The 15,893-nt window shown below is 68.0% G+C and carries 17 protein-coding genes; 11 read left to right on the top strand and 6 right to left on the bottom strand.

Annotation, left to right across the window (positions count from 1 at the left end):
* The first annotated feature begins 145 nt into the window (after nt 1–145).
* From F1D05_RS42005 to F1D05_RS16490, 3 genes are all read left to right on the top strand, one after another.
* The gene (locus F1D05_RS42005) at nt 146–466 is read left to right on the top strand and encodes a nucleotidyl transferase AbiEii/AbiGii toxin family protein (protein ID WP_185448489.1); all 321 of its coding nucleotides are present in this window, start codon (nt 146–148) and stop codon (nt 464–466) included.
* Nucleotides 400–1,038: a nucleotidyl transferase AbiEii/AbiGii toxin family protein gene (locus tag F1D05_RS16495; RefSeq protein WP_343066636.1), complete on the top strand. Its 639-nt coding sequence runs from the start codon at nt 400–402 to the stop codon at nt 1,036–1,038. Before F1D05_RS42005 ends, F1D05_RS16495 begins: the two co-directional genes overlap by 67 nt.
* 295 nt (nt 1,039–1,333) lie before the next feature.
* Complete coding sequence (locus tag F1D05_RS16490; RefSeq protein WP_185448487.1) at nt 1,334–3,178, top strand: S8 family serine peptidase; 1,845 nt, start codon at nt 1,334–1,336, stop codon at nt 3,176–3,178.
* Between the two features lie 216 nt (nt 3,179–3,394).
* On the opposite strand, the gene F1D05_RS16485 is transcribed toward F1D05_RS16490, so the two are convergent.
* The 3 genes from F1D05_RS16485 to F1D05_RS16475 are packed head-to-tail and all read right to left on the bottom strand — an operon-like array spanning nt 3,395 to nt 6,072.
* Nucleotides 3,395–4,402, bottom strand: a complete 1,008-nt coding sequence (locus F1D05_RS16485) for a HEAT repeat domain-containing protein (RefSeq protein WP_185448486.1) — start codon at nt 4,400–4,402, stop codon at nt 3,395–3,397.
* The gene (locus F1D05_RS16480; protein ID WP_185448485.1) at nt 4,396–5,130 is read right to left on the bottom strand and encodes a HEAT repeat domain-containing protein; all 735 of its coding nucleotides are present in this window, start codon (nt 5,128–5,130) and stop codon (nt 4,396–4,398) included. Before F1D05_RS16480 ends, F1D05_RS16485 begins: the two co-directional genes overlap by 7 nt.
* A 54-nt stretch (nt 5,131–5,184) precedes the next feature.
* Entirely contained in the window at nt 5,185–6,072 is an 888-nt protein-coding gene (locus tag F1D05_RS16475) for a hypothetical protein (RefSeq protein ID WP_185448484.1), read from the bottom strand.
* Between the two features lie 144 nt (nt 6,073–6,216).
* Here F1D05_RS16475 and F1D05_RS16470 point away from each other — a divergent pair, with 144 nt between their 5' ends.
* Together F1D05_RS16470 and F1D05_RS16465 are read left to right on the top strand one after the other, a co-directional pair.
* Nucleotides 6,217–7,380 carry a hypothetical protein gene (locus tag F1D05_RS16470; RefSeq protein ID WP_185448483.1) on the top strand — a complete coding sequence of 388 codons (1,164 nt, stop codon included), beginning with the start codon at nt 6,217–6,219 and terminating at the stop codon, nt 7,378–7,380.
* A gap of 135 nt (nt 7,381–7,515) precedes the next feature.
* Nucleotides 7,516–8,607 carry a hypothetical protein gene (locus tag F1D05_RS16465; RefSeq protein ID WP_185448482.1) on the top strand — a complete coding sequence of 364 codons (1,092 nt, stop codon included), beginning with the start codon at nt 7,516–7,518 and terminating at the stop codon, nt 8,605–8,607.
* Here F1D05_RS16465 and F1D05_RS40335 read toward each other — a convergent pair whose 3' ends face one another.
* Together F1D05_RS40335 and F1D05_RS40330 are read right to left on the bottom strand one after the other, a co-directional pair.
* On the bottom strand, nt 8,608–8,901 hold the full coding sequence (locus F1D05_RS40335; RefSeq protein WP_246486753.1) for a helix-turn-helix domain-containing protein: 294 nt from the start codon (nt 8,899–8,901) through the stop codon (nt 8,608–8,610).
* A 50-nt stretch (nt 8,902–8,951) separates the two neighbouring features.
* Nucleotides 8,952–9,239: a hypothetical protein gene (locus tag F1D05_RS40330; RefSeq protein WP_246486752.1), complete on the bottom strand. Its 288-nt coding sequence runs from the start codon at nt 9,237–9,239 to the stop codon at nt 8,952–8,954.
* 479 nt (nt 9,240–9,718) lie between these two features.
* On the opposite strand from F1D05_RS40330, the gene F1D05_RS40325 reads away from it, so the two are divergent.
* Both F1D05_RS40325 and F1D05_RS16455 read left to right on the top strand, forming a co-directional pair.
* On the top strand, nt 9,719–10,030 hold the full coding sequence (locus tag F1D05_RS40325) for a hypothetical protein (protein WP_246486751.1): 312 nt from the start codon (nt 9,719–9,721) through the stop codon (nt 10,028–10,030).
* A complete protein-coding gene (locus F1D05_RS16455) occupies nt 9,954–10,682 on the top strand; it encodes an LLM class flavin-dependent oxidoreductase (RefSeq protein ID WP_246486750.1) in 729 nt (242 codons plus the stop codon). The genes F1D05_RS40325 and F1D05_RS16455 overlap by 77 nt, the downstream gene beginning before the upstream one ends.
* Nucleotides 10,683–10,885: 203 nt before the next feature.
* Here the strand turns inward: F1D05_RS16455 and F1D05_RS16450 are convergent, their stop codons facing one another.
* Nucleotides 10,886–12,232, bottom strand: a complete 1,347-nt coding sequence (locus F1D05_RS16450; RefSeq protein ID WP_246486749.1) for a lytic transglycosylase domain-containing protein — start codon at nt 12,230–12,232, stop codon at nt 10,886–10,888.
* Between the two features lie 301 nt (nt 12,233–12,533).
* Between F1D05_RS16450 and hemL the strand changes: the two genes are divergently transcribed.
* The 4 genes from hemL to F1D05_RS16430 are packed head-to-tail and all read left to right on the top strand — an operon-like array spanning nt 12,534 to nt 15,892.
* Nucleotides 12,534–13,862, top strand: a complete 1,329-nt coding sequence (gene hemL / locus F1D05_RS16445) for a glutamate-1-semialdehyde 2,1-aminomutase (RefSeq protein ID WP_246486748.1) — start codon at nt 12,534–12,536, stop codon at nt 13,860–13,862.
* A gap of 40 nt (nt 13,863–13,902) precedes the next feature.
* Complete coding sequence (locus F1D05_RS16440) at nt 13,903–14,526, top strand: histidine phosphatase family protein (protein WP_246486870.1); 624 nt, start codon at nt 13,903–13,905, stop codon at nt 14,524–14,526.
* A complete protein-coding gene (locus tag F1D05_RS16435; RefSeq protein WP_185449198.1) occupies nt 14,526–15,101 on the top strand; it encodes a TlpA family protein disulfide reductase in 576 nt (191 codons plus the stop codon). The genes F1D05_RS16440 and F1D05_RS16435 overlap by 1 nt, the downstream gene beginning before the upstream one ends.
* 47 nt (nt 15,102–15,148) lie before the next feature.
* Entirely contained in the window at nt 15,149–15,892 is a 744-nt protein-coding gene (locus tag F1D05_RS16430; RefSeq protein ID WP_185449197.1) for a cytochrome c biogenesis CcdA family protein, read from the top strand.
* Nucleotide 15,893 lies beyond the last annotated feature (1 nt).

The raw sequence follows: 15,893 nt of genomic DNA, 5'->3' as shown, positions 1-15,893 counted from the left end.
ACCTCGGGTCGACCTAGCCCAGCGTGACTGTCGGATCCGCAGGATCATCCCTGCCCATCGCTCCGATCGAGCGGGAGCTGCTGGAATTGGCGAGCCAGTTGCCCAGGGCCGCCGGTCCCTTGCAGCACGCTCTCGAGGTCCTGTTGTGAACCGGCCGACGCGAGAGAGTCGCGCCGGCCAGGCCTACCTGGATCTGCAGAACCTGGCCCGACGCAATCGTCGCCCCACTGACGAACTCCTCGCGCTGTACACGCTGGAGGGATTCCTGGATCGGCTTTCTCACTCGGCCGATGCGGACAGATTCGTGCTCAAGGGCGGGACTCTGCTGGCCGCCTACGACCTGCGACGCCCGACCCGAGACGTCGACCTCCAGGCCATTGCCTCTCCAATGACCCCGATCTGGTCCTCGACCGTATTCAGGAGGTTGCTCGAGGCGCGCTCGATGACGGACTGGTCTTCGAGGTAGACGATGCGGTCGCAGACACGATCCGGGACCAGGACCAGTACTGCGGGACGCGGGTGAGCATGGCCTGTCAGCTCGCCAAGGCTCGGATTGCCTTCCATGTCGACGTCAGCGTGGGCGCTCCGATCAGCCCGTCCGCGGGCATGCTGCGACTTCCGCGGTTGCTGGGCGGACAGATCGACCTGCTGGCCTATCCGTTGTCGATGGTGTTCGCGAAGAAGGTCGTGACGGCCATGGAGCGACGGTTGGCCAACACACGCCGGCGGGATTTCGCCGACATCTATTTGCTGAGCAGACATCAGGCGATCGATGGGAACGAGCTGCAGGACTCACTCCAGGTCGTTGCCGACCATCGTGGCGTGTCGTTGGCCCCACTCGCGGTGACACTCGGCGGCATCGTCGCCTTTGGTGAAACGCGCTGGCGAGCCTGGGCTCGCAAACAGAAGCTGGACGACCGGCTACCCGACTTCGGAACCGTCATTGCCGCAGTGAGCGCCTTCGCCGACCCTGCGATCACGGGCAGAGTCAAGGCCATGGTGTGGAATCACTTGGCGCTGGAGTGGCAAGAGAGCTGATCCTGCCGACCAAGAAGAGGCAGATGCGGGCGCGGGTTCGTCGAGCGGCGACGTAGACAGCCGCGACCCCGGGTGGGTGGGAGCGGGTCGACGGAGGAGCGTGCGGGGGCGGAGTGCAAGTGTGCGGGGATTCCCGTGTTGTTGGTAGTGGGTCTGGACAGAGTGGGTGGGGTGGGTGACGGTTGGGGCTGCGGTGGGGCGTTGGGTTGGGGGGTCCGCTCACGGTGTGCTGTCTCACCCGTCGGCCGATGCCCGTCGGTGTTGGTCCTCCGGAATGCGCGAGCTTGGAGGAACTGTGAGGAAGTTGTCGTACGTCCTGGGAAGTGTGTTGTTGATTGTTCCGGCGGTGGTTGTCACCGCTGTCCAACCCGCCTTGGCCGCGCCTGGCGCCGAGGCCGCCAAGAACACTCCATCCAAAGTGCCCACCCTGTTGCGTGACAGCGCCAAGGTTGCGGCTGCCGCGGCGAAGTCGAAGCAGAGTAGTCCGATGGCCAAGTCGCTCGGCGTCGACGCGGGTGGGCGGATCGGGGTTCAGCTGTACGCCGCGTCGCCGGTGACCGCGCAGCAGGAAGCATCGCTCGCCTCGCTCGGGGTGTCGGTGCTGAAGAACTCCGCCGACTTCAAGCCGGTAGCCGGCGCCGACCTGCCGACCACCGGCCTGGTGTCGACCTCTGTCCCGTACGACAAGCTCGACGCGGTCGCCGGACTCGGTTGGGTGACGGCGATGCGCCCGTCGCTGCGGCCGGCCGTCGACGTCGGGCCGGTCACCGCCGAGAGCGTCCAGCTGCACAAGGCCGATATCGCTCAGTCCAGCGGGTTGACCGGGCGTGGGCAGAAGATCGGCGCGATCTCCGGCGACGTGGACCACCTCGCCGAATCCGTCGCGCAGGGCGAGCTGCCTCCCGACGTACAGGTGTTGCAGCAGGGCACGTACGACGATGACGAAGGCACCGCGATGCTGGAGATCATCCACGACCTCGCGCCGCAGGCGAAGCTCGCCTTCGCCAGCACCCAGGACACCACGGCCGACTACGTGGCCGCGTTCCACACCCTCGCGAACGCGGGCGTGACGATGATCGCCGAGGACATCGCTCTCGACGACGACCCCGCTTTCCAGCAGGGCATCGGCGCTGCCACCGCCGAAGGGCTCGCCAAGCACGGCATCTTCGTCAGCTCGTCGGCCGGGAACCTCGGTGGGCGGCACGCGCCGCGAGTCACCGCGACCGGGACCGGTAGTGGGCCGGACGGCGTGGTCGGACCGTTCAGCGGTTGCCCGAACGCACCCGACAACGTGGTGAAGCTGCGCGGCGCCGACACGACGTACGACCTCAATCTCCTGCCGGGTGCGGCGATCCTGCCGACGCTGCAGTGGAGTGAGCCGCGGGCGGTGTTCCCGACCGCGGGTCAGGGCGGATTCACCGACCTCAACCTGTACCTGATGGACGCGAGCGGGACGCAATGCCTCGCGGCCAGCAACGCGGTACAGGCTGACGGCGTCGGCGACACCATCGAGCAGTTCATCTATCAGAACACCACCGGTGTCGCGCAGCCGGCGAAGTTGGTCGTGGATGTCCAGGGCACCTCGTCGGCCAAGAATGCGCCGGTACTCGACCTGCGCTGGCGCGCCCTGTCGGCCGGCGTACGGACGATCGACCCGCCGGAGCGGGCCGGCTCGATGAATCCGGACTCGAACTACCTCGGCTTCGCGACCAGTGCGGGCGCGGTCAACGTCAGCGTCTCCGTCGATCCGAAGACGGTCCCGCTCGAGGCGTACTCCGCGGCCGGGCCGACCCAGATCATCACCAGCACGCGTTGCCCGGGTGGTAAGCCCGGCCCGTGCCGCGGTGTCGCGAGTCCGTTGACGCTCAGCTTCCCCGCGCCGTACTGGGCCGCTTCGGACGGTGTCTCGGTCAGCGGCGTAGGCCCGTTCGGCTCAGGGACCTGCCCGACGGCCGTCGAAGGTCAATGCCGCTTCTTCGGTACGTCGGCGTCGGCGCCGACCGCCGTCGGTATCGCGGCGCTGACTCGCCAGGAGTTCGGCGGACGGGTCGCCCCGATCCTGCTGAACGCGATCCTGGCGGCCCGAGCCGTCCACCGCGACGGAGCAGCCTTCGGCGCCGGCGTACTGAGCGCCCGCTAACCGCAGACGACCGCTAACCGCGAACGACCGAGGTCGGGCACCCGCCCGGCCTCGGTCCAGGCCCGCTCCAAGGCGACCTTTGTGCACGGTGTGAGCGTTTCCCGCGCGCCGGGTGCTGACACCGTGCACTAAGGGGTGGGTTGGGGTCAGCCTTTGTGCACGGCGTGAGCGTTTCCCGCGCACCGGGTGCTGACACCGTGCACTAAGGGGGTGGGCTTAGCGGTTGTTGAGGGTGTGGAGGAAGGCGGTGGCGATCAGGGCGACGGGAGGGTCGTCGTCAGAGGTCAGTTGCTGCAGGAGGTCGCGGGCGATGGTGGCTGGCAGCTCGGCCAGGGCCTGGGCCAGGCGGATTCGCACCCCGGAGTTCGCAGTGGGTGCGGCGAGTTCGTCGGCCAGTGCGGTCAGGATCTGGGCCGCGTTCGCGGGGTCCAGCGACAAGGCTCCGAGAATCTCGGCCGCGTCGACGTCGTTGGTGCCCTCGACCACCATGGCGACAAGGGTTGGCACGGCCGCGGTGGCGCCACGCGCACCTAGTGCCAGAGCAGCGTTCCTGCGCACTGCCGGGTCGGAGTCGCCGAGTGCGTCCGCGAGCACAGTGTTCGCGCTCGGGGATTCCGGCAGCTCGGCGATCGCCCGTACTGCGCGTCGCCGGATCTCGACGTTGTCCGAATAGGCGCCGGAGGCAACGTTCGCCACCGGGTCGCCCTCCGCTCGGGCGAGGGCCCACCGCAGGGCGCCGGCGACGTTCGGGTCGGATTCGGCCAGCACCGCCGCAGCCAGCAACTCGGTGGGAACCGGCACGTCTTCAGTCGGAGCCAAGACGGTCTGCTGCCGGCGGGCGGCACTGGGCGAGTTGAGCCCATGCAGTAGTTCGACGATCCGCAAGACGCCCTGCCAGCCCGACTGCGTCGAGGCATCGACCGTACGGAGTCGTTCGAGCAGCTCCTGGTCCCGCCGCAGTCGCTCCTCAGTACGTCGGATCAGGTCGCCGACCAGGTCGGACGGCGTGAAGGCGGGGTCCTCCAGAGCGCGTCCGATTTCGCGCAGCGACAGGCCAAGGGTGCGCAGACTCTCCACGTGGAAGATCCGGCGGATGTCCTCGGCGGAGTACTCGCGATAGCCGCCGACCGTGCGGCCCGTCGGACGCACCAGCCCGAGGGTGTCGTAGTGCCGGAGCATCCGGGCGCTCACCCCCGAGCGGCGAGCGACCTCGCCGATCAGCACCAGGGGATCCCGTCCCTGACATCGCCGGCCGCGACGCCGGTGGTTGCCCTGACCTGCCCCGGATGAAGCGCGATAGTCCGCTTCGCCTCGCCGATGGCTGGGTCGAAACCGGCCTCCGGGTCGCGGAGGAGCAGTTCGGTGGCGCGGGCGTGAGCACGCACCGCCTGGTCTTCACTCGCCAGCCCCGGCTGCAAGGCGGGCACGATCAGGTCGCCGAGTTCGACCAGCGCCCGGCTGAGGCTCAGCTGCACATTCCGGTCGCCGCGGCCGAGTTGGGTGACCAGCTCCGCGGCCAGCCTGTCCCGTTCACCGTCGGGCACGAGCAGGACGGCCGTACGCCAGGCGCTTCGCGCGACCTCCTCGTCGGCGTCGCGCAGCAACGACCGCGTGATCGCGGGCCACACACTCGCGTCCCCGATCTTGGACAGCGTGTGCAACGCCTGACTGCGCGCCTGAGCATGCTCGGAACCGAGCTCCGCACGCAGTCTGGGCACCGTGATCTCCGCCGGCAGCCGGGTCAACGCCCAGGTCAGCATGTCGCGTACGAAGAAGTCCGGCTCGATCGCGCACCGCGCCACCAGCGCGTCGACGAGGCCGGGGTCGGAGTCCGTTCCGACCGCCAGAACGGCCTGGAGCCGCGTCGACGAGTTCCCGGCGTCCAACGCGGCGAGCAGCCGCGCGTCCGGTGAATTTACATGTGGCGAGTTGATGAGGACCACCTCCTGCACCCAGTGAAGACCTTGTCACAGTGTCAACCTCAAGTGCGGGAGGCGGCAGGTCGGCTACACCCGGCCGGACTCCGGTTCTGTCTCGGAGTAGGTGCTGACGAACGACCGCGGGCGCGAGCCCGGGCAGCCGGGCAGACCGGCGAGGGATATCCGGGCGAGTACTTCCGGACGCATGAACGGGCGCTCAGGGCCGGGGGAGTGGTGGAAACGGACCAGTTCCGCGGCGGGGATCGTCTCGTCGCCGATGTGATGGTCGCGATGAGCGGCGACCCAATCGATCAGGGTGCCGGGCCGGCGGATGTCGCCGGTGAAGTGGAGCAGGTTGAAGTACCAGATATCGCGGCGCCCGAAGGGGACTTCGAGCCAGCCATCCGGGCCGAGTTCTTCCGCCAGGCGATCCAGGAACAGGTCGGCCTGATCGTCCGCGGAGACTGCGGCCGCCATCACGGTGCCGGCGGTGAGAGTCAGGCCGACCACTTCGATCCGGGCCGGACCACAGTCGGCGGCCGCGCGCGACATGGCGGCTTGGTAGCGCTGGACGACTGGCTCCGTCGGCTCGACGGTTGGTCGGTACAACTCGAGGGCGCGGACTGTCAGGTGGGCGGATCCGGGTCGGCCGGTGTGCCAGTGTCGGGGGCCTGCCAGGTCGGCGGCTACTCGGGTGAGTGCGTCCAATCGGCGACTGAGATCACCGTCGACGGCAGGCCGTAGTACGACGCTCACCGGCCAGCGGCCGCCTTCTTCCGGGACTGTGTCGCGGCCGTGCTTCCCGGCTGCGATCAGCGGTACGGCGTTGTCGTGCAACTCGTCGAACTTGGCCGGTCGAAGCTGCGTCGGCTTGATGATCGTTCCTCCTTGATGGCAACACTCGATCGGGTACGACGCCGCCGACGGCCGTCTGGTTCGGAGCGAAAGCCGTTGTTGACCAGGCAGTTGGAGCACGGGTAGCGTCAGAGCCCTACGTGGTAGGGGCCGCGTCGAGACTCGCCGGAAGGCTGGAAGCCACCCCCGCTTGGTCAATGATCGAAGTGGAGTTCACAGGCTCCCCTTGTGGCCCGTGCGAGTCCGGGCGCGAGAGGACGAGCTGTGAGATTTCTGCCTGACAAACCAAGTTTGGGATTTCTGCGCAAAGAGGCCAAGGACCTGCTGGCAGCCCTGCGCGAATCGAGTCCCGGCGCGTCACTTGCCGATGCCCAGCAGGCGCTTGCCTCGGAGTACGGCCTGCGCGATTGGAACGCGCTCAAGTCGGAGGCCGAGCGACGCGCCACCGAGCTGCCCGTAGTACCGGAGGGGCTTTCGGATGCGCTGGCCGATGCCTTCGGCCTTGGGCGCATCACCAAGGAGGCAACGCCGGTTTCGTTCACCGCCATGGGCCGCTGCTGGTCGCTGACCACCGATCGTGGTCGTTGGCTGGCCGTGACTGTGTTTCCGTGGATCGACGAAGCGCAGGCCGAGGCCGGCTCCCGGCTTCGCGATGCGGCAGTTGCCGCCGGCATCGTGGCACCGACGCCTGTCCGCAGTACCGAGGGTCGGCTGATCGAAACCGTGCAGGGGCAGAGCTGGCGGGTTCACGAGTGGATCCAGGTCGGACCGTCGCCGGTGGCTCCGCCGCCGGCAGCGATCGCCCGGCGGATCGGTACGACGTACGGAACCCTTCATTCGTTGGCGATTCCGGGTACTGCGCCGGTGAATCCGTATCTGACCCAGCGCGGGTCCGACGCGGATTGGGAACGACTTCTCGAGCGGGCGCGCGTCGCTCGCAAGCCGTGGGCGGAGCGGCTCGCCGAGACGCTCCCGGTCCTGCTGGACCTGCGCACGATCGATGTCGAGATCGACGGCGAGGCGCTCATTCTCTGCAACTGCAACCTCATCCCGGAGCATGTTCGCACCGGCCACAACGACGAGCTGGTCGTCACCGAGTGGGACTTCGCGGGGTCGCTGACGCCCGCGTCCGAACTCGGCACCGGGCTCACCCAGTGGACCCTGCGTCCGTCGATCAACCAGAAGACGGTCGCGGCGTTCCGCGACGGTTATGTCGATGCCGCCGGCAACTGGCCTGAACTCGAGCTGGCGTCCTTCGCGGTGGCGGTGACCGGGTATCTCAACTGGACCTACAACACGATCTGCGAAGCGATCAGCCCGGCCGATGCCGACCACGCCACCTTCGCCGATCGCGAGACCGTGGACATCCTGACCAGACCGATGACCCGGCCAGGCCTGGAGAAACTGCTCAGCGCTCTCGACGCGTAGTACCGGTCGGCCTGCCCGGACGGCGCCGTCCGGGCAGACCTAGGTGTAACGGGCGGCGGGGGTAACAGCGTCAGACAGACAAGGGACGTCTGCGGGGGTGTGCCCTGCAGGGACCTTCGAGCTGGAGGATTCGCTGTGAGGAAGTGCCGAACGTTCGCAGTTCTCGGGGTGGTCGCGGTGACGATCGCGACCGGATCGACCGCGGCCCAGGCCCGCCCGGCCAGTACGCCGCTGACCTGGACGCCGACCCCGGTCAAACACCAGCCCGCGATCCTCGACGATGTCGACGCCAACGCGGCCGGGACCTGGGCGGTGGGTAGCGATCTGATCGACGATTTCCAGGATCAGCGCCCGTTCGCGGTCCAATGGATCGGAGGCCACTGGAAGACGACGCCGCAGCCGATGCGGACGAACTCGACCCTGACCAGCGTTGCGGTTGCCGGAGGCAAGAATGTCTGGGCCGTCGGCCTGGACCGGGCCGATCCCGCGCAGCCGAAGCCGCTCGTCCTGCACTGGAACGGATCCGCGTGGCGCGTCGTACCGGGGCCGGCGGTGCCGACCGGTTCCTTCGACGAGGTCACGATCGGCCCTGGTGGCGCACCTTGGGTGGCTGGTTGGGCGAGCGTCGACGGGGTCGAGCGGGCCGTGGTCTACCGGTACGCCGGGGGCTCGTGGCAGGCTCTGAATGCCGGACTGGAGAATTCCATCAACGGCAACGCCTTGACCGTCATCGCCAAGAACGACGCGTGGCTCGGCCTGAATGCCGGTCTTGCGCACTTTGACGGCAAGAGCTGGAAGCTGGTGAAGGAGGTGCCGAGCGACGGGTCGCAGATTCCGACCGCGTTGGTGGCTGCCGGGCCGAAGGACGTCTGGGCGGTCGGGGTTGAGCACGGTGGTGGTCCGCTCGGGGAACGCCCACTCGCGCTGCACTTCGACGGGGTGTCCTGGAACAGGATTGCCACTCCGGCCGGTGGGGCGCAGTTGTACGACGTGGCGTTGCGGAACAATCGCCCGGTCGCCGTCGGTGAGAGCCTTCAGGAAGTCGGCAACACGATCGTCTCGAAGCCGATCGTCCTTGATTTCAACGGTTCCAGCTTCGTGAAGGCGAAGAGTCCGACGACTGCGGAAGGCACTCTGACGGGCGCCGATGCGGCCGGCGGCAAGCTGTGGACGGTCGGTCTCACCAACCTCCCGACGTACGCGGCGTTCGCTGCCTTCTCGAAGTAGTCAGGCAGTCGTGAACGTCCGGCGGTAGGCGGTCGGGGTGGTCGGGGTGGTCTTCGTGAAGTGCTGGCGAAGGAGGACCGCAGTACCGAAGCCGCTGGCGGTCGCGATCTGGTCGATGCTCAGATCGGTGGTCTCGAGCAGTTCCTGAGCTCGGTGGACGCGGAGGCGGATCAGCCATTGGAGGGGGGTGCTTCCGGTCTGGGCGCGGAACTGGCGGCTGAGGGTTCGGGTACTCATCGCGGCCTGCTCGGCGATGGCGGCAAGAGTCAGCGGCTCGGTCAGCTGCTCGTGCATCCACCGCATCACGGGTTGCAGGGAACCTTCGCCGCCCATCGCGGGTGCGGTCAGGTACTGCGCCTGGCCACCCGTCGCAATGAGGCGCCATCACCAGCCGCCGCGCGACGTTGGTCGCGACCGCTGAACCGTGATCCTTGCGGACCAGATGAAGGCAGAGATCCAACCCCGCGGTGACTCCGGCCGAAGGTGAGCAGGTCGCCGTCGTCGAAGTACAGCACCTCGGCCCGGAAAATCTCCAGCCGATGCGCCCGCACCGTCGTACCGGCTTCGCTACCGCACACGCGTACGTCGTACAGGGGTTCTCCGCTGACGGCGTCGTACGCCGCGGCGAACACCTGACACGCCCCCGCCAACTCCAGCCCGACAGCCCTTCAACAGCCAGCACAGCCACAATCCGCATGGCTCGAATCTAACGACCACCGTCCATCGCGCCACTTCTGCCTACGCCTCCCCGCACCCCTCCGCACCCCTCCGCGCGCCGCCTCTGCGCCGGCTTCCCCCGCTGCTCCCGGGCCCCCTGCCTGTCGCCTTTGTGCATCGGTTGAGCGTTTGCCGTGGCTGGGGCGCTCGGGTGGTGCACAAAGGCTGGCGCTGCTTCGGGACGGAGGCGGCTTTGTGCATGGGGTGAGTGGGCGTCCGCCGACGGGTGCTCAGGTCGTGCACAAAGGTGGCCGTCTGCGCTGGGGGGCAGGCGACGGAGGAGCGGGCGTGGGTGTAGTACGAGGGGATTAAGAAGAAATGGTTGGGGAATTGAGAAGGGATTCAGTGGCTGGAGTGCTGGACCGGTTCAGCGCTGGCCGGTTGGATTGGGGGTATGACTACACGATTCGGCATGTTCGTGCCGCAGGGCTGGAAGATGGATCTGGCGGGGTTCAGCGATCCCGTCGAGCAGTGGGAGGCGATGACGGAGGTCGCCAAGAAGGCGGACGAGGGGTCTTGGGACTCGATCTGGTTGTTCGACCACTTTCACACCGTGCCGGAGCCGAGCACGGAGAGCACCTTCGAGTGCTGGACCGCCACGGCCCGCGCTGGCGCGGGACACCAAGCGGGTGAACATCGGCCAGATGGTCGGCTGCAACGGATACCGCAACCCGGCGCTGTACGCCAAGATCGCTTCCAGCGTTGACGTTGCGAGCCACGGCCGCCTGTACGCCGGGATCGGCGCGGGCTGGTACGAGCACGAGTGGAAGGCCTACGGCTACGAGTGGCCGGAGCTGAAGGACCGGATGGGCGCGTTCCGCGAGGCGACCGAGATCATCTACAAGATGTGGACCGAGGACGAGCCGGTCTTCAACGGCAAGTACTACTCGATCGACAAGCCGATCAACGAGCCGAAGGGCGTCCGCAAGCCGCACCCGAGCCTGTGGATCGGCGGCGGCGGCCCGAACGTCACGCTGAAGCTGGTCGCGAAGTACGGCGACGCGGCCAACATCGGCGGCGGCAACCCCGAGGTGATCAAGGAGAAGGCGGCCATTCTCAAGGGCCACTGCGACACGATCGGGCGCGACTACAACGAGATCATCAAGTCGACCGGGATCAACGCGTTCCCGATCGACAAGGGCGACGACCCGAAGCGGGCGACCGCGAAGGCGCTCGGCCCGATGGACTGGGAGCGGTTCTCCAACGACAACCTGATCGGCACCGAGGACGAGATCGCGAACAAGGTCGAGGCGGCGCTCGAAGCCGGCGCCGACTACATCATCTTCTACGTACCGGGTGTCGCGTACGACCTGGATCTGGTCACCCGGATGGAGCAGATCACCAAGCGCTTCGCCTGATCCCGTTGCGTCCGAAGAACCGAGGGTCCTGACCTGCACCTCTTCGGACGCAAGCAGTTGCGGGGCGTGGACAAAGTGAGAAAGATTCAAGTAAGCGCTTGACCAGAAGAGGGCGACGCCACGAAGCTGGGGGGAGGTGCTCCGTGGCGTCGCCAATGGCGCGCCGAGGGAGGGGTGGGGGCAGGCGCGCCGGTCCGTGGTGGTCAGTTCCCGAGGATGCCTCCGCCTAGCAGGCCGAGCAGACCCAGCAGGGACAGGATGTTGCGGATCGCCTGATCGACAGCTGCGACGCCGCCGGTCTGGAAGGCGGTCACGCACTTCTGCAACTGCTCCTGGGTCGGGTGGGTGATGGTGACCTTCGACAGCCGCCCCTGGCAGTAGGTCGTGGCCGTGGTGAGCTCGGTCAACGTGCTGCCGACCGTCCCCACGATCAGTCCGGCCGCGGTCTGCAGGGTGTTCGCACCCGGCTTGGTCGGTGTCGTCGACGGGGGCGGGGTCGGCTTGCTGGTCGGCGGCGGCGGCTTGTCTGCCGGCGGCTTGGTGGTGCCGGGCTTGCCGGGTGTGGTGGTCGGCTTGGTGCCCGGCTTCTGGGTCGTCGTCGGCTTCCCGTCACCGCCCTGCGTGGTCGTCTGGGTCGGCCGGACACCGCCCGGGTAGACCGGCAGGTCGATCGCCTGCGGCAGGTTGTTGTCCGCCGGTGCGTCGATGGTCGGGTCGCCGATCTGGTCGCCGGCCGTGTCCACGCCCTGGCCGTCGCTCTCGGTGCCGTTGCCGACGGCGATCCAGCTGCCGTCCGCGTAGGCCTTGGCGATGCTGACCACCAGGTCGACGTACTCCTGGGAGTGGTTGTAGCGCAGGACGGCCTTGTTCAGGTCGCCGGCGTCGGACAGGTCGGTGTCACCCGAGCACAGGTAGACAGCGGTCGACATGGCCGCGTCGTCGATGTCCTGCGGGTTCTTGATCCCGTCGCCGTCACCGTCGACCCCCACCGACTGCCAGGTGGCGGGGATGAACTGCATCGGCCCGACCGCCCGGTCGAAGCCGGAGTCGCCGTCGAGCTTGCCGGCGTCGGAGTCGCTGATCCGTGCGGTGCTGGAACCGTCCAGCCGGGGTCCGTAGATGCCCGGTACGGCGACGCCGCTGGTCGTCAGCGCGTTCCCGCCGAAGCGGCCGTGGTTCGACTCGACCCGGCCGATAGCGGCCACGAGTGTCCAGGGCAGCTTGCAACCCGGGTCGACCTGCGTCATCACCTGCTGGGCCCGCGAATACGCCCGCAGGGCCGCGGTCGGGATGCCGTTGCGGGTCAGCCCGCCGATCACCTGGGTCGGCTGCTCACCGGGATCGACACCGTTGCCCACCTTGCCGGGCACCGGGATGTTGGCCGGGTCCGCGATGGCCTGCTGCGGCACCACCACCGGACTGCTCTTGTTGAGGCCCTGGTCCAGCGCCGCTGTCGCGACGGCCGGATCGTCCGTGGCGCTGACGGTGAACGCGCACGCGAACAGCGCCAGCGGAACGAGCGGCGCCACCTGACGCCACCCGCTATTCATGGCGCGACGCTTGCCCTTCGCCATCGATGATCCCCTCCGTGACTCATCGACCTGCCCCGCCCCACGCTGCGGACACGTCTCTTTCTTCGGTCCCGGCCACCGCCCGTTACCTCGTCTAACGCTCGTTCCGTGCATGGGGTTACGAGCGGGCGCTGACAGTACTCGGGCGGTCACCGGGTACCCATACTGGCGCGTAACAACGCACAAGTGAAGCCCCCAATCGGTACTGACAGCGAATCGTGGCCGGGTCGCGGCGGTCCCCGCCCACCTGACGCACTGGTCTGTCGGGGAGAATGGCGGCGTGTCCGACACCGACCTCCCCGCAAATCAGATTCAGTCCGCCAGCTTGTTCGAGCGAGCCTCCGCCGTCACCCCGGGGGGAGTGAATTCGCCGGTGCGGGCTTTCCGGGCCGTTGGCGGCGTACCGCGCTTCATGACCTCCGGTGACGGATGTCACATCACCGATGTGGACGGCAATACCTATCTGGATCTGGTCTGCTCCTGGGGCCCGATGCTGCTGGGCCACGCGCACCCCGAGGTGATCGCCGCTGTCCAGGCGGCGGTCAGCCGCGGAACGTCGTACGGGACGCCGACGCAGACAGAGGTCGAGCTCGGCGAAGAGATCGTCGCCCGTACGCCGGTGGACAAGGTGCGCCTGGTCTCGTCGGGCACCGAGGCGACCATGTCGGCGCTGCGACTCGCGCGGGGCGCGACCGGCCGGGACAAGATCGTCAAGTTCGCGGGCTGCTACCACGGTCACGTCGACGCGCTGCTGGCCCAGGCCGGCTCCGGCGTGATCACGCTCGGCATCCCCGGTACGCCGGGAGTCACCGAAGCGACCACGGCCGACACGATCGTGCTGCCGTACAACGACCAGGCCGCCGTGAGCGCCGCTTTCGCGCAGTACGGCGACCTGATCGCAGCCGTGATCACCGAGGCCTCGCCGGGAAACATGGGCGTCGTACCGCCGGCCGACAACTTCAACGCCTTCCTCGCCAAGACCTGCACGGACAACGGCGCACTGTTCATCTCAGACGAGGTGATGACCGGGTTCCGGATCACCAAGTCCGGTTGGTACGGCGTGGACGGCGTGCAGCCCGACCTGATGACCTTCGGCAAGGTGATGGGCGGAGGCTTCCCTGCCGCCGCGTTCGGCGGCCGGGCCGACATCATGAGCCAGCTGGCACCCGAGGGATCGGTCTATCAGGCCGGCACCCTGTCCGGGAATCCGATCGCCACGATGGCCGGTCTGACCACGTTGCGGTTGGCGACCGACGACGTCTACGCGAAGCTCGACGAGACCTCGCTGACGATCCAGCGGCTGGTCGCGACGGCGCTGGAGAAGGAAGGTGTGCCGCACGTCATCCAGGCCGCCGGGAACCTCTTCAGTGTCTTCTTCGTGGACTCAACGGAAGGAAGCGGAGTGATCCGGGACTTCGCCGGGGCCGGTGCCCAGGTGCTGCCAAGGTTCGCCGCGTTCTTCCATGCCATGCTGGATGCCGGCGTCTACCTGCCGCCGAGCGCCTTCGAGGCCTGGTTCGTGAGTGCGGCGATCGACGACGACGCGTTGGCCGATCTCGAGTCCGCACTCGTCCCGGCGGCCCGCGCGGCCGCCGCAGTACAGAACTGAAGGGAACTGCCCGGTGACCGAAACCACGGTCGTGCACCTGATGCGTCACGGCGAGGTGCACAACCCGACCGGTGTTCTCTATGGCCGGATCCCCGACTACCACCTGTCCGAGCTGGGCCGGAAGATGGCCGACCGGGTCGCCGAGCACGTCGCCGGCCGGGACATCGTGCACCTGGTCAGCTCGCCGCTGGAGCGGGCCCAGGAGACGATGGAGCCGATCGCGAAGGTGTTCGGGCTGACCCCGGACATCGACGAGCGGGTGATCGAGGCGGCGAACCAGTTCGAGGGCAAGAAGTTCGGCGTCGGCGACGGCGCGCTGAAGAACCCGAGCGCCTGGTGGCTGCTGCGGAACCCGATGAAGCCGTCCTGGGGCGAGCCGTACCAGCAGCTCGTACGCCGGATGCGCGACGCGATCGAGACCGCGCGGCAGAAGGCGGCCGGGCACGAGGCGCTGATCGTGTCGCACCAGCTGCCGATCTGGATCGTCCGGTCCGCGATCGAGGGCCGCCGGATGATGCACGACCCGCGTAAGCGGCAGTGCAGCCTGGCCAGCCTGACCTCGTTCACCTTCCACGGCGACGAGATCGTCTCGGTCGGCTACGCGGAGCCCGCGAAGGACCTGCTGCCGGTGAAGAACCCGAAGAAGTTCGCGGGCGGTGCGTGATGCTTCGCCTCCGCCGTACGCCGCTCCTCGCCGCCGCGGTGCTGATCGCCGCGACGGGCTGCGGCTCGGGCCAGAAGTCGAGTGACAGCCGCGACGGCCAGACCGGCTTCGTCAGCGGTTCCGGCCGGGTGTCCACGTTCGCGCCGGACAAGCGGGAGAAGGCGCCCGACTTCAAGGGCACCACGCTGGACGGCAAGCAGTGGGATTCGGCCGATCAGGCCGGCAAGGTCGTCGTACTGAACGTGTGGGGTTCTTGGTGCCCGCCGTGCCGCAAGGAGGCGCCGGACCTGACCGCCGCGGCGAAGGAGCTCGGCGCGGGCGTGCAGTTCATCGGGCTGAACACCCGGGACCTGGACAAGGCGCCGCCGCTCAAGTTCGTCCAGGAGTTCGGTGTTCCCTTCCCGAGCATCTACGACCCGAACGGCAAGCAGCTGCTGCGGTTCCGCGGCCAGAAGATCTCGGCGACCTCGATCCCGGCGACGCTGGTGATCGACAAGCAGGGCCGGGTGGCCGCCAAGGTCCTGGGGCCGGTCACGAAGGACACTCTCGTCGGCATGGTGAAGGACGCTGAGTGACGCCGCGATGACTTTGCCTCAAAGGATCAGCGAGCTGGGTGAGCTCCGTGGCTGAGTGGTTCGCCCAGTCGATGACGGGCTCGATGCTGGTGGCACTGCCGATCGCGGTGCTGGCCGGTGCGATCTCGTTCTTCTCGCCCTGCGTCGTACCGCTGTTGCCCGGCTACCTCTCGTACGTCACCGGACTGTCCGCCGCCGAGCTCGGCTCCGCGCGGCGCGGCCGGATGCTCGCGGGGACAGGGTTGTTCGTCCTCGGCTTCTCGGCCGTTTTCATCCTGACCGGCGTGCTGTTCGGTGCCGTCGGCAACGCTTTGGTCGATCACCAGACGGCGATCACGAGGGTGCTGGGCGCGGCCACCGTAGTACTGGGCCTGATTTTCCTTGGTGGGTTCGGGTTTTTGCAACGGGATCTGCGCGTGCACCGGGTGCCGGCGGTCGGGATCGCGGCCGCGCCGTTGCTGGGTGTGTTGTTCGGGTTCGGCTGGACGCCTTGTATCGGCCCGACGCTCGGGACGGTGATGAGCCTGGCGACGACCGAGGGCAGTACCGCGCGGGGGGCTACGCTGGCGTTCGTGTTCAGCCTCGGGCTGGGCATTCCGTTCATCGTGGCCGCGCTGGCGTTCCGGCGGATGCTCGGCGCCGTCGCCTGGGTGCGCAAGCACCAGCTGCTGGTGATCCGCATCGGCGGCGTACTGATGATCGTCGTGGGGCTACTGCTGCTGACAGGGGTATGGAATTCGATGACCGCCGACTTGCGGCAATGGGTCGCCAACTTCGGATCGGCGGTCTGAG

The organism is Kribbella qitaiheensis, assembly GCF_014217565.1.
Lineage (GTDB): Bacteria > Actinomycetota > Actinomycetes > Propionibacteriales > Kribbellaceae > Kribbella > Kribbella qitaiheensis_A.
Note: the sequence above shows the minus strand (reverse complement) of the source record. Positions and strands in the feature narration are given on the sequence as shown.

Coding starts and splice junctions, on each gene's coding strand:
- F1D05_RS16435 (WP_185449198.1), top strand. CDS start 14,526: ATGCTTCGCCTCCGCCGTACGCCGCTCCTCGCCGCCGCGGTGCTGATC.
- F1D05_RS16450 (WP_246486749.1), bottom strand. CDS start 12,232: ATGAATAGCGGGTGGCGTCAGGTGGCGCCGCTCGTTCCGCTGGCGCTG.
- F1D05_RS40335 (WP_246486753.1), bottom strand. CDS start 8,901: ATGCACGAGCAGCTGACCGAGCCGCTGACTCTTGCCGCCATCGCCGAG.
- F1D05_RS16440 (WP_246486870.1), top strand. CDS start 13,903: ATGCGTCACGGCGAGGTGCACAACCCGACCGGTGTTCTCTATGGCCGG.
- F1D05_RS40325 (WP_246486751.1), top strand. CDS start 9,719: ATGACTACACGATTCGGCATGTTCGTGCCGCAGGGCTGGAAGATGGAT.